Genomic DNA, 20,299 nt, shown 5'->3' on the forward strand with positions numbered 1-20,299 from the left:
TTCTTGTTTTTTTTGTTCTTGCCGTGGGGGGGGGTTGGCTGGGGTTGTAGGCCCCCCCCCCCCCCGCCCGTGTGTATGTCGTGAGCCTTCTCTCGTGCATGACAAATACTCACCAAAGCATATATATCGGTCATCCTGCCTGCGGCTGTCGTCCCTCCTGCGTGTATGTTCCGGGGCCGAGAGCCATGGAAGGGACCAATCCGGTGAACAAGAAGCTCGCGGTCGCACTGTCCGGCGGTGCGGTACTGGTACTGGCGCTGTCCGGATGTAGCAGCGACGACAGCAGCGAGAAACTGAACGCCTGGGCCAAGGAGGTCTGCGACGCGGTGCAGCCGCAGGCCAAGAAGATCGAGGCCGCGAACGCCGCGATCCAGAAGCAGACCTCGGACAACAGCACGCCGGAAGACGTCCAGAAGACCGATTCGCAGGCGTTCAAGGACATGTCCGATGCGTACCGGGCGATGGGCACGGCCGTTTCCAAGGCCGGAGCGCCGGACGTGGAAGAGGGCAAGGCCAAGCAGAAGAACGCGGTCGAGGAGCTCAACTCCATCGCCTCCGCCTACGCCGACCTCCAGAAGAAGGTGGAGGGGCTCGAGACAAAGGACCAGGCGAAGTTCGCCGAGGGCCTCAAGGACATCGCCACCCAGCTCGACCAGCTGAGCAAGACCGGGAGCGACGCCCTGAAGAAGCTGGAGGAGGGGGACGTGGCCAAGGCCATGACCCAGCAGAAGAGCTGCCAGGCCGCGACCACGGCACCCGCCACGCAGAGCTGAGGTTCCGTTTCACGACGGCAAACACGCTCGGTCGGGGGTGGGGTCTGCGGTGCGTGCGGTTTGCGGTGCGTGCGGTCTGTGGTGCCTGCGGTTTCAGGTGCATGGGGTCTGTGCCGCGTGCGGTTTGCCCTGCGTGCGGTTTGAGGTGCGTGCTGTGCGCGCGGTTTGCGGTGCGGTCCGGGCACCGTCGCGTCGGTGAACGCCGGTGGCGGGGCCGTCCCGCGGGGATGCGGCCCCTTCGGCGACCGTCGGGGGCGGAGTCGGTGAGCGTCCCCTCGGGGCCGTGGAACGTCACAATGGGGCCGTGAGTACCTCCAGCCTGCCCCCTCTGCCCCCTCTGCCCTCCTCCGGCCGACGCGACGTCGCCGACCGGCTGCGGGCTGCCCTCCTCGAGGCCTCCTTCACCGCTGACGGGTTGCTCGAACTCCTCGGTGCGCCCGCGTACGCGGCGCTCGCGCGGAGTGAGACCGTGCCCGCGCTACGGGCCACCCGCGGTGACACCCCGCTGGAGGCGCTCGTACGACTGTTCCTGTTGCAACAGCCCGTGCCGTACGCGCGCGTGGCGGGCGTGCTGCCCGTCGATGACTGTCTGGACGCCGGATGGCTCTCCAGGGTGGGTGACGAGGTCGCGGCCACCGTCGATGTCCGGCCCTACGGCGGGCCCGGGGGCGAGGACTGGTTCGTCGTGTCCGACCTGGGGTGCGCCGTCGGCGGGGCGGGCGGCATCGGCAGCCGGGGCCGTCAGGCGGACGCGGACGTCGTACTCGGTGTGGGCGGTGCGTCCACCACGCTCGCCGGCATCACCGTCCGGACACCGGTGTCCGCCGCCCTCGATCTCGGCACCGGCTCCGGGATCCAGGCCCTCCACGCCGCCCAGCACGCCACCCGGGTGACCGCCACCGACCTCAACCCCCGCGCGCTGCACATCACCGCGCTGACCCTCGCCCTGTCCGGAGCCCAGCCGGCGGATCTGCGCGAGGGATCGTTGTTCGAACCGGTGGGAGAGGAGAGGTACGACCTCATCGTCTCCAACCCGCCCTTCGTGATCTCGCCCGGCGCCCGGCTCACCTACCGGGACGGGGGCATGAGCGGGGACGATCTGTGCCGGACGCTCGTTCAGCAGGCGGGCGAGCATCTGAACGAGGGCGGGTTCGCGCAGTTTCTCGCCAACTGGCAGCACGTGGAGGGGGAGGACTGGCAGGAGCGGCTGCGCTCCTGGGTGCCGCGCGGCTGCGACGCGTGGATCGTGCAGCGCGAGGTGCAGGACGTCACGCAGTACGCGGAGTTGTGGCTGCGGGACGCGGGTGACCACCGCGGGGACATGACGGAGTACCAGGCGCACTACGACGCCTGGCTCGACGAGTTCGAGGCACGCAAGGTGAGGGCGATCGGCTTCGGCTGGATCACCCTGCGCAGGACGGACGCTGACGAACCGTCGGTCACCGTGGAGGAATGGCCGCACTCGGTCGAGCAACCGCTCGGGGACGCGGTGCGCGCGCACTTCGAGCGCGTCGACTACCTCCGTACGCACGACGACGCGGCACTGCTCGCCGACCGGTTCCGGCTCGCGGCCGAGATCGTGCAGGAGCAGGTCGGGCTGCCCGGCGCCGAGGACCCGGAGCACGTGGTCCTGCGACAGCACCGCGGCATGCGACGGGCCACCAAGGTCGACACGGTGGGCGCCGGCTTCGCGGGGGTGTGTGACGGGTCGTTGAGCGCGGGCCGGATCCTGGACGCGATCGCGCAACTGATGGGCGAGGACCCTGTTCTGCTGCGCGACCGGACGCCCGCTCAGATCCGCGTTCTGGTCGAGCAGGGGTTCCTGGTGCCGTCGGCCTGAGGCCTGCGGTGTCAGGGCCCTCGGCTACGCCCTGACGCCGACGAAAGAGGGTTCGGCGCGGCGGTGACCGTACGGCAGGTCTCGTACTCGGCCGGCATGCCGCGATCGGTGGCGAAGTCGGCCGGTTCCGTGACGCCGGCCGGCTGCGCCGAACCGCGCCCCGAGAAGGTTCCGGCCGGCGCGGGACCAACTCCGGGCGACGTATTCGAGTCGACTTGCGCGCCCGGATCGGGCCGCGGGGGCCTCGGCCGGACCCGCGGCGACGACGACCGGAACGCCTGATCCACCGCGGTCGTGTGCACGGTGACGCACGGCACGGAAGGATCAGCCCCCGGAGAGAACCCGGAGAGACGCCCAAGCCCGGCACGCCGAGACCCCGGGCTGTGGCAGCCGCGGGCAAGGGCCATGAGGTACGCATGGGCCGCTGTCCCCCCGGTGTTCATCCGGGGTTCGCGTCCCGGTCGCCCGGGCGTGTGAGCCTCCCGGTCCTGGGAACCCAGGGGGCGGAAGGAACCAGTCATGGAGAGCGGACCGGCGGTCTTCGCGGGGACGGTGTTCGCACTGTTCGGGGGCGGTCTGCTGATGTGGACGACGGTTCGGCTTAGGCAGGGCGCGCCGGTCGCCCGAGGTGTGAGCCAGATCGCTTCGGCGGCCCTCGCGAGTGTGACGGGAGTGGCGGCGCTGCTGCTCGGTGTCTGGTGCTTCACACAGATCTGACAACGCCTCCGGGATCATCCGCAGGCGGTGCGACGGTGATCCGACGGCGATCCCGACGGCATTCCGCAGGCGATCCGACGGTGACCCGGAGGCGACCTGAGGGCGATCTGAGGTGATCTGAGGTGATCTGAGGTGATCTGAGGGTTACCTCAAGGCGATCTGAAGGCGTTCCGACGGCGATTCGAGTACGGCGTTCCGGGCGGCGTGGAGCGTCTCCCTCCGGGAATCGCGGGCTGGACGGCCGGTAACTGAGAGGGCACCCTCCGGATGGGCCCGAAAGTGCCGGTGAGCACTCCGGGCGGCAGGAATGCCGGTAGTCGGGTTACCGTTCGAGTGGCCGTTGTGGGCTTTTCCCGTTTGACACGGGGGCGGGATGTACCGTCACACTCCGCAGCGTCAGCACGACCCCGCCCCAGGACTCAAGGCCTGGGGGCAGACCCGACCCCCGGGACGAAGGCCCTGGGGAGGACCCAGCGTCGACCGGAGAGAAGAGCGAAGTTGTCCCCGACCAGCGAGACCGCACGAGGCGGCCGCCGACTCGTCATCGTCGAGTCGCCTGCCAAGGCGAAGACGATCAAGGGCTACCTCGGCCCCGGCTACACCGTCGAGGCGAGCGTCGGGCACATCCGCGACCTTCCCAACGGCGCCGCGGAGGTGCCCGAGGAGTACACGGGCGAGGTGCGCCGCCTCGGCGTGGACGTCGAACATGACTTCCAGCCCGTCTACGTGGTCAACGCCGACAAGAAGTCGCAGGTCAGGAAGCTCAAGGAGCTGCTGCGCGACTCCGACGAACTCTTCCTCGCCACCGATGAGGACCGCGAGGGCGAGGCCATCGCCTGGCACCTCCTCGAGGTGCTGAAGCCCAAGGTCCCGGTCCACCGGATGGTCTTCCACGAGATCACCAAGGACGCGATCCGCGCGGCCGTCGCCAATCCGCGCGGTCTGAACCAGCGCATGGTCGACGCCCAGGAGACCCGCCGTATCCTCGACCGGCTCTACGGCTACGAGGTCTCGCCGGTGCTGTGGAAGAAGGTCATGCCCCGGCTGTCGGCCGGCCGCGTGCAGTCCGTCGCGACCCGCCTGGTGGTGGAGCGGGAGCGGGAGCGCATCGCGTTCCGCTCGGCCGAGTACTGGGACCTCACCGGCACCTTCGCCACCGGCCGCGCCGGTGACGCGTCGGACCCGTCGTCCCTGGTCGCGCGGCTGAACACGGTCGACGGCAGGCGCGTCGCCCAGGGCCGCGACTTCGACTCGCTCGGACAGCTCAAGACCGCGAACACGCTGCACCTGGACGAGGCGAACGCCCGGGCGCTGGCCGCCGCGCTGGAGAACACCCGGTTCGCGGTGCGCTCGGTCGAGTCCAAGCCGTACCGCCGCTCCCCGTACGCGCCGTTCCGTACGACGACGCTGCAGCAGGAGGCCAGCCGCAAGCTCGGCTTCGGCGCCAAGGCGACGATGCAGATCGCGCAGAAGCTGTACGAGAACGGCTTCATCACGTACATGCGTACGGACTCCACGACGCTGTCCGACACGGCCGTCGCCGCCGCCCGTGCCCAGGTCACGCAGCTGTACGGCGCCGACTACCTGCCGCCGCAGCCGCGGACGTACGCAGGCAAGGTCAAGAACGCGCAGGAGGCGCACGAGGCGATCCGGCCCTCCGGTGATCGCTTCCGTACCCCGGCCGAGACGGGACTGACCGGCGACCAGTTCAAGCTCTACGAGCTCATCTGGAAGCGGACCGTCGCCTCCCAGATGAAGGACGCCACCGGGAACAGCGTCACGGTGAAGATCGGCGGCACGGCTGCCGACGGCCGCGACGTCGAGTTCACCGCGTCCGGCAAGACGATCACGTTCCACGGCTTCCTCAAGGCCTACGTCGAGGGCGCCGACGACCCGAACGCCGAGCTCGACGACCGCGAGCGCCGGCTGCCGCAGGTGGCCGAGGGCGACGCGCTGACCGCCGAGCGGATCTCGGTCGACGGCCACGCGACCAAGCCCCCTGCTCGTTACACCGAGGCTTCGCTGGTCAAGGAGCTGGAAGAGCGGGAGATCGGCCGCCCGTCCACGTACGCGTCGATCATCGGCACGATCCTCGACCGCGGCTACGTCTTCAAGAAGGGCACGGCCCTGGTGCCGTCCTTCCTGAGCTTCGCCGTGGTCAACCTCCTGGAGAAGCACTTCGGGCGGCTCGTCGACTACGACTTCACCGCCAAGATGGAGGACGACCTCGACCGCATCGCGCGTGGCGAAGCGCAGGCCGTGCCGTGGCTGAAGCGGTTCTACTTCGGCGAGACCGCGCCCGACGCCGGCTCCGGCGCCGACAACGGCGTGGGCAGTGCCGCCGAAGCCGGCAACGGCGACGGGGACCACCTCGGCGGGCTCAAGGAACTCGTCACCGACCTGGGTGCCATCGACGCCCGCGAGGTGTCGTCCTTCCCGGTCGGCAGCGGCATCGTGCTGCGCGTCGGGCGCTACGGCCCGTACATCGAGCGCGGCGAGAAGGACTCCGAGAACCACCAGCGCGCGGACATCCCCGATGACCTGGCGCCGGACGAGCTGAGCGTCGAACTCGCCGAGGAACTGCTCGCCAAGCCGAGCGGTGACTTCGAGCTGGGGACGGACCCGGCCACGGGCCACCAGATCGTCGCCAAGGACGGCCGCTACGGCCCGTACGTCACCGAGGTGCTCCCGGAGGGCACCCCGAAGACGGGCAAGAACGCCGTCAAGCCGCGCACCGCCTCCCTCTTCAAGTCGATGTCCCTGGACACCGTGACCCTGGAGGACGCGCTCCGGCTGATGTCCCTGCCGCGGCTCGTCGGCAAGGACGCGGAGGGTGTGGAGATCACCGCGCAGAACGGGCGCTACGGCCCGTACCTGAAGAAGGGCACGGACTCGCGGTCGCTGCAGTCCGAGGACCAGCTCTTCACGATCACCCTGGACGAGGCTCTGGCGATCTACGCCCAGCCCAAGCAGCGCGGGCGGGCCGCCGCCAAGCCCCCGCTGAAGGAGCTGGGCACCGACCCGGTCAGCGAGAAGCCGGTGGTCGTCAAGGACGGCCGGTTCGGTCCGTACGTGACCGACGGCGAGACCAATGCGACGTTGCGCTCAGGCGACAGCGTCGAGACGATCACCCCGGAGCGGGGGTACGAGCTGCTCGCCGAGAAGCGTGCCAAGGGGCCCGCCAAGAAGACGGCGAAGAAGGCGCCCGCGAAGAAGACCGCCAAGACGGCCAAGACCGCCGCGGCGGCTCCGGCGAAGAAGGCGGCGGCCAAGAAGACCGCCGCGAAGAAGACGACGGCCAAGAAGACGACGGCTGCGAAGACGGCCGCGAAGAAGGCGACGGCCGCCAAGGCCGCCGCGGAGGACTGAGTCTCCGGCTCGCGGGCTGGCGGGCACTCGGGCTCTCCGGCCCCCTTCCGGCTCTCGCGGCTGCTGCCGCCTGTGCCGCTTGTGGCCGCGTCCGCGTTCTGGCGCTTTCGGCTTCTCCGGCTGTTCGGCTTCTCCGGTCCTTCCGGCTCTTCGGTCCTTCCGGCCGTTGTGCCGCTTGCCGCTTCACCGAGGGTTCGCAAAACGAACGCCCCGGCACCACTTGGTGTCGGGGCGTGCGCATGTTCGGACGGTCTTTCCAGGCTGTCGGTGGCCTTGGATAGTCTGTCAGGATGATGCGAGCCGACCAGCCAACGGCCCACACCTCCGACCCTGACGACGCGCTCGTGAAAGATTCCCGAGAGCGCGCCGTCCGTTCACTGCTGCGCACACCTCAGTTGAAGCGGTTGTGGAGCGCGCAGCTCGTCGGCGGCGTCGCGGACGTCCTCGGCGTGCTCGTCCTGGTCGTCCTCGCGCTCCAGGCGGCGATCGCCGAGGGGTCGTTCGGGGGCGGCTACCGCGGCGCGGCACTCGCCGTGGCGGCGGTGTTCGCGGTGCGCGCGCTGGCGACACTCCTCTTCGGAGCTGTCCTGCTCGGCCCGCTCACCTCGCTGACCTCGAAGGACGGGCCCCTCGACCGACGCTGGACCATGGTCGGCGCGGACGGACTGCGCGTCGTGCTGCTGATCATCGCCCCCCTGTGGATCGACTGGATTCCGGCCAACGCACTCGCCGTCCTCCTGGTCACTGCCTTCGTGACCGGTGTCGCCGAGCGGCTGTGGACGGTGTGCCGGGAGAGCGCGGCGCCCGCGTTGCTGCCCGCGCCGCCCCTGGAGGGTGCGGCGGTCCGCCCGCTGCCGGACCATCTGGACGCGCTGCGCCGGCTGTCGCTGCGCACGGGGTTCGTCGCCGTCCCGCTCGCCGCCGCGACGCTGGTCGTGGCCTCGCTCGTCAACAATCTGCTGGGCGCCGGACTCGACTGGTTCGGCACACACCAGGCGGCGCTCGCCTCGTACGTGGCCGCCGGCCTGTTCGCGGCGTCGCTGTCCGTGCTGATCTTCCTCGAACTGCCCGACACCCGCACGCCCCGCGCGCGGTCGCCCCTGGAAGGACTGCGCCGGCCCAGGTCCGGCAACGGCGCCGACAAGGGGCGCACGGGCGCGCTGACACCGCTGGTACTCGCCTGCGCCGCCGTGGCCGGAGCGGTTGCCGTCGCCGTCTCCGTCTCCGTCCTGCACGCCAAGGACCTCGACGGCGGGCCGGTCCTCTACGGGCTGCTCGTCCTCACGCTGACCGGCGGAACGGTCATCGGCATCAGGACGGCGCCGCGGCTGCTGCCCGCGTTCTCCCGACGGCGTCTGCTCGCCCTGGCCATCGCCTGCACGGGGATAGCGCTGCTCGCGGCCGGGCTCGTCCCGGACGTCACCACCGTGCTGCTGATCGAGGCGTTCGCGGGCTTCTGCGCGGGCGTCGCCGCGAACACCGGGCACACGCTCCTCGACCAGGAGACCGAGGAACAGCGCCGGGCACGCGTCACCGAGCACCTGCACGCGGTCGTGCGGGTCTTCCTGGCGCTGGGTGCGCTGCTGGGCCCCTGCGTGGCCGCGCTGATCGGACCGCACCGCCTGGAGAACGGCAAGTTCGTGTTCGCGCACGGCGGCGCCGCCTTCACCCTCATGCTGGTGGGCGCGCTGCTGCTGCCGGTCGCGGCGCTGGTCCTGGCGAAGGCGGACGACCGCTCCGGAGTCCCGCTGCGGCAGGACCTGCGGGATGCGCTGCGCGGCGGCGACGACCCGGCGCAGGCACCCGCCGCCACCGGCTTCTTCATCGCCCTGGAAGGCGGCGACGGGGCCGGCAAGTCGACGCAGGCGGAGGCCCTCGCCGAGTGGATCCGGGCCAAGGGTCACGAGGTCGTGCTGACCCGGGAGCCCGGGGCGACCCCGGTCGGCAAGCGGCTGCGGTCGATCCTGCTGGACGTCTCCTCGGCCGGGCTCTCGCACCGGGCGGAGGCGCTGCTGTACGCCGCCGACCGCGCGGAACACGTCGACACGGTGGTACGGCCCGCGCTCGAGCGGGGCGCGGTCGTCATCTCCGACCGGTACATCGACTCGTCCGTCGCCTATCAGGGGGCCGGGCGGGACCTGTCCCCGACCGAGATCGCGCGGATCTCCCGGTGGGCCACCGCCGGGCTCGTACCGCATCTGACGGTTCTGCTGGACGTGTCACCGGAAACCGCCCGGGAGCGGTTCACGGAGGCCCCGGACCGGCTGGAGTCCGAACCCGCGGAGTTCCACACGCGCGTGCGGTCCGGTTTCCTCACCCTCGCCGCGGCCGACCCGGGCCGCTACCTCGTCGTCGACGCAGGCCAGGAGGCCGAGGCCGTCACCACGGTGATCCGGCACCGGCTCGACATGATGCTGCCGCTCTCCGAGGCCGAGGTGAAGGCCCAGGAGGAGGCCCGGCGCAAGGCCGAGGAAGAGGCGCGCCGCAGGGCCGAGGAAGAGGCCGCGCGCAAGGCCGAGGAGGAGCGGCTGGAGCGCGAGCGCCAGGAACAGCTCGCCCGGCTGCGGGCCGAGGAGGAGGAACGCAAGCGGCGCGAGCTGGAGGAGGCCCAGCGGCGCGAGGCAGAGCGGCAGGCGGAGGAGGCCCGGCGGCGTGCCGAGGAGGCCCGCCGCCTGGCCGAGGAGGAGCGGGCGCGGCGTCTCGCCGAGGAGCAGGCCGCCGCCGCCGAGGCGGAACGGCGGCGCAAGCAGGCCGAGGAGGAGGCCCGGCTGCGGGCCGAGGCCGAGGCACGCCGCATGGAGAAGCAGCGCAAGGCGGAGGAGGCCCTGCTGCGGGCCGAGCAGGCGCGCGTGGCAGCGGCCGCGGCAGCGGCGGCCGAGGTCTCGTCGGCGGCCGAGGCCGTCGGTTCCGGTGCCGAGGCCGGTGGTTCCAGTGCTGCCGCCACGGACCAGCAGGTCACCGAGGAGACGACGGTGTTGCGGCCGGTCACCGAGGAGACGAAGGTGCTGCGGCCGGTGCGGCACCCGGAGCCCGGTCCGGCGCCGGCGGCGGGCCCTGAGCCGGCCGTTGGCACCGAGCCTGCGTCGGGCCCCGAGCCGGCCTCGGGCCCCGACGCGGAGGAGACGGCCGTGCTGCCGCAGCCACCGCATGGAGCCGCGGACGAGACGGCCGTGCTGCCTCCCGTGCCCGCCGACAACTCCGCGGACGAGACTGCGCTGCTGCCCCCCGTGCCGGCCGACAACTCCGCCGATGAGACCGCAGTGCTGCCCCCCGTACGGGACGATCGCGTGCCCCCGGGATACTTCCGCGACGAGCGGCCCGGAGCCGAGGACCGGACCCGGCCGCTTCCGCAGGTCGACGAGGAAGGCCGACCGCGTCGCCGCTCCCGCTCGGACTGGGCGGAGGAGACACCGCTGGACGACCTGCCGACGCTGGCCGACGAACTGCTCGGACCGCACCAGGACGACGAGCGGGACGACCGCAACGGCCGGCGGGGACGCCGCGGGCGCTGAGTCCTCGGCGGACCGTGAGTCTTCCGCGGGCTGAGCCATGGGCGGGCGAATGAGTCGTGCGCGGGCGCTGAGTCTTCCGGGGCGGTGAGTCCTCCGAGCGGTGAGGCGGCCCGCAGACGCGGAGTCCGTGGAGCCGGTGTAGTTGCGAGTCCGTGGAGTCCGTGGAGTCCGTGGAGTCCATTGAGTCCCACGAGTCATGGAGTCCGTGCAGCCATGGAGTCCATTGAGTCAGTGGTCGGTGGAGTCCGTGGCCCCGGCTGTCAGTGCCCTCCCGCACAATGGGACCCGACGAGTCGGTGTGCGACAGAAGGGCGGCACTCCATGCCCGTGTGGGACGACCTGGTGGGCCAGGAGAAGGTCAGCGCCCAACTCGACGCCGCCGCCCGGGACGCCGACGCTCTGGTGACGGCCGTCGGCACGGACGCCCCGCTGCCCGATGCGTCCAAGATGACGCACGCCTGGCTCTTCACCGGCCCGCCCGGCTCGGGCCGCTCCACGGCCGCCCGCGCCTTCGCCGCCGCCCTCCAGTGCGTCAGCCCCGACCGCGCGCTCGGCGGAGCCCCCGGCTGCGGGTTCTGCGACGGCTGTCACACCAGCCTGGTCGGCACCCACGCCGATGTGGAGATCGTCCGCACGGACCTGCTGTCGATCGGCGTCAAGGAGACCCGCGAGCTGGTGCGCCGGGCCCAGCTGTCACCGGCCGGCGGACGCTGGCAGGTCATCGTCCTCGAGGACGCCGACCGGCTCACCGAGGGCGCGGGCAACGTCCTGCTGAAGGCAGTCGAGGAGCCCGCTCCGCGTACGGTGTGGCTGCTGTGCGCGCCCTCGCTGGAGGACGTGCTGCCCACCATCCGCTCCCGCTGCCGCCACCTCACCCTGCGCACTCCGCCGGTGGACGCGGTCGCGGACGTCCTCGTCCGGCGCGACGGCATCGAGCCGGACGTGGCCGCCGCGGCGGCCCGCGCCACGCAGGGGCACATCGGTCGTGCCCGCCGCCTGGCCACGGACCAGCGCGCCCGGGAGCGCCGCGCGGCCGTACTCAAGCTTCCGCTCCGCGTCGACGAGATCGGCGGTTGCCTCAAGGCCGCCCAGGAGCTGATCGACGCGGCGTCGGAAGAGGCCAAGCAGGTCGCCGAGGAGATTGACGTCAAGGAGACGGAGGAGCTGAAGGCGGCGCTCGGCGCGGCGCAGGGCGGGCGCATGCCACGTGGCACCGCGGGGGTGATGAAGGAGTTGGAGGACAAGCAGAAGCGCCGCCGGACACGTACGCAGCGCGACAGCCTCGACCTGGCCCTCATCGACCTCACCGCCTTCTACCGCGACGTCCTCGCCCTCCAGTTCGGCTCGCAGGTCGCCATCGCCAACACGGAGGCGCGGGACGTGCTGGAACGGCTGGCCCGGGGATCGGCGCCGGAGGCCACGCTCCGCCGTATCGAGGCCATCTCGGCGTGCCGAGAGGCCCTGGACCGCAACGTGGCGCCGTTGCTGGCGGTGGAGGCCATGGCAGTGGCCCTGCGGGAGGGGTGAGCCGGCAGGGGCGGGCCGGTCGGGTCAGGCCGGCTCAGGTCGGTCACCGCTGGTCCCGCCCTGTCACTCGTACGAGCCAGATCGGCGACCCTGAGCAATGCAGTGATCGCTTACGGTTACGCTCGCCCAATGCACATCAGGCGCCACCTCCGGAACCGGGGCAACCGTTCCCTCCGCCGCTGCGGCACGCTGCTGGCCGCGGCCGGACTGCTCCTCACGGCCCTCCCGTCCTGTTCGCCGGGCAACTCCCCGGCCAGTTCACGGACGACGATGGCGGTCACGGGAGACGCGGCGCCCGCCGGGCCGTACGCGCCCACGCCTGCCGCGCTCGCACCGTTCTACGGCCAGAAACTGCAGTGGCGCGGTTGCCCGGAAGCCGGTTTCGAGTGCGCCACGTTCAGGGCACCGCTCGACTACGACAAGCCGTCCGCGGGTGATATCCGGCTGGCCGTGGCCCGCAAGAAGGCGACCGGCCCCGGGAAGCGGCTCGGTTCGCTGCTGGTCAACCCCGGCGGGCCGGGCGGCTCGGCGGTCGACTACCTCCAGTCGTACGCCGCCCTCGGCTACCCGGCCCAGGTCCGGGCCCGCTACGACATGGTCGCCGTCGACCCCCGCGGTGTCGCCCGCAGCGAGCCGGTCGAATGCCTCACCGGCCCGCGGATGGACGCGTACACCCAGACCGACAGCACACCGGACGACCGCTCGGAGGCCGATCGGCTGGTCGCCGCGTTCAAGGAGTTCGCCGAGGGGTGCGGGCGGCGCTCGGCGGGCGTACTGCGGCATGTTTCCACGGTCGAGACGGCCCGTGACATGGACGTGCTGCGCGCGGCGCTCGGGGACCCGACGCTGACGTACGTGGGCGCCTCGTACGGGACCTTCCTCGGCGCGACCTACGCGGAGCTGTTTCCCAGGCGGGTGGGCCGGCTGGTCCTGGACGGTGCGATGGACCCCGCGCTGCCCTCGCGCCGGCTGAGCCTGGACCAGACGGCGGGCTTCGAGACGGCCTTCCGGTCCTTCACCGAGGACTGTGTGCGGCGCGCGGACTGCCCGCTGGGCACGCGCACGGACCGGGCGACAGCCACCTTGAAGGCGTTCTTCCGGCAACTGGACGAGACCCCGCTGCCCACGGGCTCGGCGGACGGCCGCAGGCTGGGGGAGGCGCTCGCCACGACGGGGGTGATCGCGGCGATGTACGACGAGGCGTCCTGGCCCCGACTGCGCGGTGCGCTGACCGCGGCGATGCGGAAGAAGGACGGGACGGGTCTGCTGGGCTTCTCGGACAGCTACTACGAACGGGACCAGCGCGGCCAGTACGGAAACCTGATGTTCGCGAACGCGGCGGTGAACTGTCTGGACCTGCCCGCGGCCTTCGCCTCGCCCGCCGAGGTGGAGGAGTCGCTCCCGGCCTTCGAGAAGGCCTCGCCGGTCTTCGGCCGGGCGCTGGCGTGGGCGTCGCTGAACTGCGCGTACTGGCCGGTGCGGGCCACGGGTGTGCCGCACCGTATCGAGGCGAAGGGCGCGGCCCCGATCGTGGTGGTGGGCACCACCCGAGACCCGGCCACCCCTTACGTGTGGGCGAAGTCCCTGGCCGCCCAGCTGTCCTCGGCCCGGCTGCTCACCTACGACGGCGACGGACACACCGCCTACGGCCGGGGCAACGACTGCGTGGACCGGGCGATCAACCGCTACCTGCTGAACGGAACCCCGCCCACCGCGGGAATGCGCTGCTGAGAGCCCCCACCCGCCCCGGAAGCCCACCGCCCGGGCCCCGTGGTCGGAGCACCCCCGGAAACTGTGTAGAATTTCCACCGTTGCCGACGACACCATGGTCGGACGACCAGCCGCCTTAGCTCAGATGGCCAGAGCAACGCACTCGTAATGCGTAGGTCTCGGGTTCGAATCCCGAAGGCGGCTCTACCCTTTGATCAGGGAAAACGGTTCCAACAAAGACCCTCCGTGAAGATCACGGAGGGTCTTTGCATGAGCGGATGACGAAGCGCCGGAGCGGGGGCCCGCGGCCACCGCACGATCTTCGGGATTCCACACAACCCCCTGTCGATCGCGCGGTGGCCGCTCCCGTACCCGGCCCGGCCAGAAGGGCCGACGCAAGGTGGCGAAGTGGGACCGGAGTATCAGCAGGCGGAGTTGGATTGAGTCAACAGCCCGAGTCGCCAGGGCAGGCTGTTGTAGTCGGTGCTGGAGTTGGGGTCTCTGCCTTGGTACAGGTACTGCATCCCGCAGGGGCTGATGGTCAGGGTCTGGTCGTACCCGGCGCGGATCATCTCCCCGTGGCTGATGTCCCTGGTCCAGGCGCCCGCGGGGAAGGTGACGTTGGCGGCCCCTGCGAACGGGCTGCTCTCACTGGCCGCCAGTGCGGTCCATGAGCCGTCGATGCTGTTCGACGTCCAGGATCGGAAGTAGCGTCGGCCGTCCGACCCGATCGCCTCCACGATCAGCAGGTACTGGTTCTTGCCCTGGACCTTGTAGACGTTGGCCGCCTCGAAGAGGTTGTTGCGGTTGGCGTCCTGCGCGGCGATGACGGTGTTGGTCATCCCGTTGGGGAACTGCGACAGAGTGGTCTGCGACCGGTACAGCTGGCCGTTGTCGTCGGAGGAGAACAGATAGCAGTTCGCCGAGTCGCAGATCACCCACATGTCCACCCAGTACCCATTGCCGATGTTCTGCGAAATGATCGTCGGCATTGAGGAGTAGAAGCCCTTCGGGGCGCTCCACCCGTTCGGGTTGCTGATATCCGCATTGGTCGAGTACGACGCGTTGTCACCGGTCTGGTACACCAGGTACCACAGCTTCTGTGGTGCGAAGTAGAACACCTGCGGCGCGGCCCGGTACCCTCGGCCGATCGGCGATTGGTCCAGGTAGTACTGGGTGGCCGAACCCGCCTGCGACCAGTCGGTGAAGCTCAGGTACACCATGCTGTACCCGGACGAGTCGGCCACGCTGGCGAACACGTGGTATTTGCCGTTGTAGTAGACCACCGACGGGTCCTTGATCCCGGCGACGTTGTGGCTCGCATCCGGCTTCGGCGCGATCAACACCCCGCTGGAACTCCATTGGAACGTCGACGGCAGGGAGCCGCTGGCGGACGGGGAGGGGGACGCGGTGGTCCCGCTGGCCGTCGGGCGAACTCGTCGGGTCTTGGTGCGCGGCTGATCAGTCGACGACGAGCTGGTGGACGGGCCGGCGGACGGACTGGCGGACGAGCCGGTGCCGGCGCCCAGGGTGCTGATCACGGCGTCGTAGGCCGGCTTCGGATTGCCGCCGCTGTCGAACAGGAGCGGGTTGTCCGTGCTCCGCCACGAGTCGCTGTCGCGGATGCCCCACACGGTGATGCCGGTGCACCGCGACACGTTCAGGCACGCCTTGACGGTGTTGGCGTACGCGGTCGGCGGGGCGGTGGCGATGTCCAGCTCGGTGATCTGCACGTCCACGCCCAGCGCCGCGAAGTTCGACAGCGTGGTGCCGAAGCCGGCCGGCGGCCCGCCGGTGCCGAAGTGGCTCTGGAACCCGACACAGTCGATGGGTACGCCGCGGGACTTGAAGTCGCGCACCATCGCGTAAACGCCTTGAGTCTTGGCGTCCGTCCAGTTCTCGATGTTGTAGTCGTTGTAGCAGAGCTTGGCCGCCGGGTCGGCCGCCCGGGCGGTGCGGAACGCCTCCTCGATGAACCCGTCGCCCAGCACGTTCTGGAACACCGAGCTGCGGTGCTGGGTGGATCCGTCGGCGAACGCCTCGTTGACCACGTCCCAGGAGTGGATCTTGCCCTTGAAATGGGTCATCGCGGTGGTGATGTGGTTGTTCATCACGCTGCGCAGCGTGGCAGCGTCGGTGATGCCGCTGACCCAGGTGGGCAACTGGGAGTGCCACACCAGAGTGTGACCGCGCAGCTGCTGCCCGTGGGAGGCCGCGTGGCTGACGATCTGGTCGGCCGGACCGAAGTTGAACGATCCCCGGGACGGTTCCGTGGCGTCCCACTTCATCTCGTTCTCCGGGGTGATCATGTTGAATTCCCGGTCCAAGATCGTGGAGTACGTCGAGTCACCGAGCCTTCCGGCGGCCACGGCGGTGCCGAAGTACCTGCCCGAGGGGGCCGCCTGCGTACCCAGGGTGGCGGCTCCGGCGGAGTTGGGGAGGAGCGTCACGGCACCGGCCACGGCCGCAGCGGCTGACAGTCCTATCACCACTGCTCGGCGACGCCGGCCGAGCCGGTGCAGGCCCTTCATGATTCTCCTCGAAGGTCGCGGGTCACCCTGAGTGCCGTGATCGTGTGCGCATCGGCCGGTACGGCCTGATCCGTCGCGGGGTGGGTGCGGTGCAGGACGTGGGGCCGTCTCTGCGTACCGGTCGCCCGGGGTTCGTGGGTGTGTCGCGTCATTGGAGCGGCTTTCTTCAGGGGATACGTCAACGGGGGAAGTCGGGGAACCTGCCACGTCGGCACGTCATGGTGAGCGGCGGGAAAGGCGCCCCACGAAGTGGAGGCCTCCGAACTCGCGTCCTCGTAACAGAAAAGTCGCGCCGTCCCGACGATTGCTCAGTGATGTATCTCGCGGGCAAAAAGCGTTATGCCGAGCCCCGCCGTCCGGCCGTCCCTGTGGAAAGGGTGCGCCGCTCTGATCGTCAGTGAAGGTATTTGGAGTGAGCTCAAGCAGCTCAAGCAGCTCAAGCAGCTCAAGCAGCTCAAGCAGCTCAAGCAGCTCAAGGAGCGGTTTTCAAGCCCAGGCCCTGCGTACGACGAAGGAAGCCTGGCCGGCGAAGGCCCTCGTGCCGTCGGAGCCGTCCAGCCAGATGCCACCGTCGCGGTGGCGGATGACCGATCCGGGATAGTTGTGCGCGTGCAGGGTCACCGACCCGGCGACCGCCCCGGTGCGCGGACAGAAGGTGGCGTCTTCGCGGAAAAGTTCGCTGCCGTCGTTGGTGCTCAGCCGTAGCCGCAGGTAACTATGGCGCAGATAGCGGCCGTCGGCGGCGCGGAAGGTGACGCACCGTGTATCGGCCAGCCCCCGGACAACCGTGAAGGTGACCCGCTGCCGCGTCTGCGCGCTGCTGGACGCGGAGACCCGGCCGAGCGTCGCGAAGCCGCCGGCATACGTGAGGTACAGGCCGGGCTCGTCCACGGACTCCAGCGACTGTGCGCCCAGCGGAACCATGCCCGCGACGGCGGACGGACTCACCGGGGACGGTCCGGCCGACGTGGTGGAGCGCGACGGGGCCGGCGTGGGACTGCCGACCGTGGGAGCGGCGGTGACGCCGGGCACCCGATGCGCCGGTTCGGGCCAGGTCGCGTAGGTGGCGGTCCCGGCGATGACCACCGCGCCGGTGGTGAGACCCACCAGCGGATGAGCGGTCACCGCGTAGAGTTTGCCGATCAGCGAGCTGTGCAGACCGCCTGCTCCCGACGACGCCGCCGCCGTGCCGACGGCGACCTGTGCCGTGGCCAGCCCGGCGGCGCTCGCGGCCGTACCCGACAGCAGGCCCTTGGCGGCCAGCGCGGCGAGGAGCCCGGCCGGGACGGCCAGCGGCGCGAGGCTGAGGAGCAGTAGTTCGGCCGGAACCCGTTCTGTGGTCCTCGCCATGCAGACCGGGCAGCCGCGGGTGTGCCGCGCGATCCGCTTGCGCCACACCGAGGTGCGAAGACCGTCCCAGCCGACGACGGTCTCGTCCAACTGCGGACAGCGCGGGTCGGCCTCCAGCGCGGCGACGATCGTCCGGCTCAGTTCCAGCTGTTCGCGCATGCGTTGCAGGCTCACTCCGACGTGGGCGACCGTGAGCCCCGTCGCGGCGGCGATGTCGTCACGGCTCAGCGAGCCGGCGCGTTCCTGCCACCACAGCGACAGCAGCACCCGATGGTCCGGGTCGAGCCACCGGCCGGCTTCGACAACCTGACGGCGCTCGTCCGAAGCATGCAGACGCAGGATCGCCATGTCCTCAGGTTTGGCGTCGGCGTCCGGTATGTGGTGTGCGTCGTCGATGACCGTGGTCCGGCCGGCGAAGGCGCGTTGCCGGTGCCAGTGGGTACTGATCTGGCGGAGCGTGATCGACACCAGCCAGGACCGGAAGCTCTCCGGGGCACGCAGGGCAGGCAGGTCGCGCACCACGCGCAGCAGGGTTTCCTGGACGACGTCGTCGACGTCGGCATGTCCGCTCAGGCTTCGCCCGACGATGTTGTAGAGCAACGGCAGGTACGCGGCGATCAGCTCCTCGCGCGCCCGATCGTCACCGGCCTGCGCCGCGACCACGAGCCGCGCGTGGTCCGCATCCGTGAGCCTCATTCCCACCACCTCAGGGGAGCGATCCGCCGGTATGGCGCCACACCATAGCGTTTGCAAACTTATGCGGGTAGCCGACGGCCAAAACGGCCCATTCCAGACCGACGATCCCGGAGGGAGACAGCTTCGACCCAGGAGATGCCGTGCCGTGCAAAAAAGGTCGTGGCCACGTCAACGGCGCCGAACGCGTGGGACGGGGTCGGAACGGCCGGGGCGGACGCCGTCGTCATCTTCTGGCTGCTCCATCTGCTCGGCGAGGCCACACCGGCGATCGCCAAAGCCGTCCAGGTGCTGCGGCCCGGATCACTCCCGAGGTGATGAAGTCGCCCACCGCCTGGGAACTGGAGCTCGCCAGAGCGCTCTGTGCCGCCGCCGCGATGGCGGGGCTGGATATCTGGGCGATGTACAGGACGGTCTCCCGGTCGTCCTGGTGCTGGGCGATGCCCCGGTCCAGGTCGACCCAGGAGAGAACGTCGTCGTCGCTGCCTGCCAGTGCGAACTGTGCGGCGTCCCGCGTCCACGCGCCCTTCGCCTTCAGCAGATTGGTGGCGGCCCTGCGGCCCAGCGTGGCGGCGAGTTCCAGGTCGCCGTCCTCCCACAGGGCCTTCTCGGCCTGGCGGATCAGGTCCTTGGTGGCCTGGTCCATCTGGGCTTCCTGAGCGCGCTTGTTCTCGTACTCGGCCCGCTCCTCCACTTCGGCCTCGGACAGCAGTCGGGCCTCCTCCAGGCCCTGCTGCTTCTCCTGTTCCAGCCGGGCGAGCTCCGCTTCCCGGGCCGCCTTCTCCACCGCGATGGCGTTGTTCACGGCCTTGGTCGCGGTGTCGGCCGCCTTGACCGCCGCGGCGGCGTGGGCGGTGGACTTGTTGGCGAAGTCGATGGCCTGGCCGGCGAACTTCACCGCCTCATCGGCCGCGTCGGCCGCCTTCTCGGCGTGCTCCGCGGCGGAGTTGGCGGCGTCGCGTGCCGCGCGTGCCGCTGTGGCGGCCGTATTGGCCAGGGCCCGCGCGGTGGAGGCGGCGTTGGTGGCGCGGTTGGCGGCGGCGGTCGCGATGGACGCCTGCCGCTTGGCCTCCGCCGCCTGCGACTGGGCCACTCCGGCCGCGGCGGCGGCCTGGGCGGCGGCGGTGGCGGCGGCGGCGGTGGCGGCGGCGGCGGAGTTGCGCGCGGCGGAGGCCGCCGCGTCTCCGGCGCTGGTGGCCTGAGCCGAGGCGGCCGCGGCGTAGTCGGCGGCCTTGGCCGCGGAACGGGCCTTCGCGGCGGAGTTGCGGGCGGCGACCGCGGCGTTCTTGGCGGCATCGGCCTTGGTGGCGTCCTTGGACGCGGCGATGGCGGCGTTGTAGGCGCGGGACGCGGCGCCGCCGGCGGTCGAGGCGGCCTGCGAGGCGGCGGTGGCCGCCCAGGACGCGCGGCGGGAGGCGGCCACCGCGGCGTTGGAGGCGTTGATGGCGGTCCGGGCGGCGTTCGCCGCACCCTGGGCCGCACTGGCCGCCTTGCGGGCCGCGGCCGCGGACTTCTGTACGTCGTTCTTGGCGGCCTCGGCCTCGGCAGCGGCCTTCTCCGCCGCCTCCTTGGCCTTCGCCGCGGAGGCCTTGGCCCGCTCGGAGGCCTCCACGGCCAGGTCGGTCTCGGCCTGTGCCCGCTTGCCCTCCCGTTCGACCACCGCGACGAGTTCCTCGATGGTGGCCGACTCCTGGTCACGGGCACGGGCGATGTGCTGGCCCGTGTCGAGGAACCACTGGACGTCCGTTGCGGTTCCGCCCAGCGCGCGGTCGGCGTACTTGCGCACCTCGGGCCCGGCGTTGAACAGCATGGCGGAGACCTGGACCCGGGCGTCCTCCCGGCGGGCGGTGAACTGACCCTTCGTCAGAAAGTCCTCCAGCGCCGCCTGCGTGCCGGTGTCCAGGGCGGCGGACGCACTGCGCCGGACCGCCTTGTCGCCGGTGGCCGACACGGTGGCGGTCGCCACGCGCAGGTCTTCCAGGAGAGCCGGCCTGAAGCCGTCCTTGAGGAAGTCGGCGATGCTGCTGTCGCCTTTGTCGAGGGCGGCGACGGCGTCGCGGCGCAGGCCCTTGCCCGTACGGGAGAGGTAGCTGACGATCGCGACGCGGTTGTCCTCGACGGTCGTCTTCGGCAGGGTCTCGTCGAGGAAGGTCCGGATGTCGGCGTCGGTGCCGGCGAGCGCGTACGCCGCCGCCGCCCTGGTGGCCTTCCCGCCCGTCATCCATGCCGTGACGACCTTCGCCCGGTCGGTGTCCGGCGCGGGAGCGGATCGGCCGC

General features: G+C 70.9%; 10 protein-coding genes and 1 tRNA gene. 8 read left to right on the forward strand and 3 right to left on the reverse strand.

Annotation, left to right across the window (positions count from 1 at the left end; translation table 11 throughout):
* Positions 1-185: 185 nt before the first annotated feature.
* The 8 genes from EF387_RS05610 to EF387_RS05645 all read left to right on the forward strand — a co-directional run bounded on the left by EF387_RS05610 (position 186) and on the right by EF387_RS05645 (position 13,652).
* Positions 186-773 carry a small secreted protein gene (locus EF387_RS05610; RefSeq protein WP_128375347.1) on the forward strand — a complete coding sequence of 196 codons (588 nt, stop codon included), beginning with the start codon at positions 186-188 and terminating at the stop codon, positions 771-773.
* 304 nt (positions 774-1,077) lie between these two features.
* Positions 1,078-2,613: a DUF7059 domain-containing protein gene (locus tag EF387_RS05615; protein ID WP_128375348.1), complete on the forward strand. Its 1,536-nt coding sequence runs from the start codon at positions 1,078-1,080 to the stop codon at positions 2,611-2,613.
* Between the two features lie 519 nt (positions 2,614-3,132).
* Positions 3,133-3,330 (forward strand): hypothetical protein, encoded by a 198-nt coding sequence (locus EF387_RS05620; protein WP_128375349.1) that lies wholly within the window; start codon positions 3,133-3,135, stop codon positions 3,328-3,330.
* 498 nt (positions 3,331-3,828) lie between these two features.
* Positions 3,829-6,699, forward strand: a complete 2,871-nt coding sequence (gene topA, locus EF387_RS05625) for a type I DNA topoisomerase (protein WP_128375350.1) — start codon at positions 3,829-3,831, stop codon at positions 6,697-6,699.
* A gap of 290 nt (positions 6,700-6,989) precedes the next feature.
* Positions 6,990-10,211 carry a dTMP kinase gene (gene tmk, locus EF387_RS05630; RefSeq protein ID WP_128375351.1) on the forward strand — a complete coding sequence of 1,074 codons (3,222 nt, stop codon included), beginning with the start codon at positions 6,990-6,992 and terminating at the stop codon, positions 10,209-10,211.
* Between the two features lie 321 nt (positions 10,212-10,532).
* On the forward strand, positions 10,533-11,738 hold the full coding sequence (locus tag EF387_RS05635; protein ID WP_128375352.1) for a DNA polymerase III subunit delta': 1,206 nt from the start codon (positions 10,533-10,535) through the stop codon (positions 11,736-11,738).
* A 129-nt stretch (positions 11,739-11,867) separates the two neighbouring features.
* Positions 11,868-13,469 carry an alpha/beta hydrolase gene (locus EF387_RS05640; RefSeq protein ID WP_128375353.1) on the forward strand — a complete coding sequence of 534 codons (1,602 nt, stop codon included), beginning with the start codon at positions 11,868-11,870 and terminating at the stop codon, positions 13,467-13,469.
* Positions 13,470-13,578: 109 nt separating this feature from the next.
* Positions 13,579-13,652 (forward strand) — tRNA-Thr (locus EF387_RS05645).
* A gap of 218 nt (positions 13,653-13,870) precedes the next feature.
* Here EF387_RS05645 and EF387_RS05650 read toward each other — a convergent pair.
* From EF387_RS05650 to EF387_RS05660, 3 genes are all read right to left on the reverse strand, one after another.
* Positions 13,871-15,979 (reverse strand): glycoside hydrolase, encoded by a 2,109-nt coding sequence (locus EF387_RS05650; RefSeq protein WP_128375354.1) that lies wholly within the window; start codon positions 15,977-15,979, stop codon positions 13,871-13,873.
* 486 nt (positions 15,980-16,465) lie between these two features.
* A complete protein-coding gene (locus tag EF387_RS05655; RefSeq protein ID WP_128375355.1) occupies positions 16,466-18,025 on the reverse strand; it encodes a sigma-70 family RNA polymerase sigma factor in 1,560 nt (519 codons plus the stop codon).
* Between the two features lie 223 nt (positions 18,026-18,248).
* On the reverse strand, positions 18,249-20,243 hold the full coding sequence (locus EF387_RS05660) for an ALF repeat-containing protein (RefSeq protein ID WP_128375356.1): 1,995 nt from the start codon (positions 20,241-20,243) through the stop codon (positions 18,249-18,251).
* Positions 20,244-20,299 lie beyond the last annotated feature (56 nt).

Origin of the sequence: Streptomyces cavernae, assembly GCF_004023625.1 — a bacterium.
GTDB lineage: Bacteria > Actinomycetota > Actinomycetes > Streptomycetales > Streptomycetaceae > Streptomyces > Streptomyces cavernae.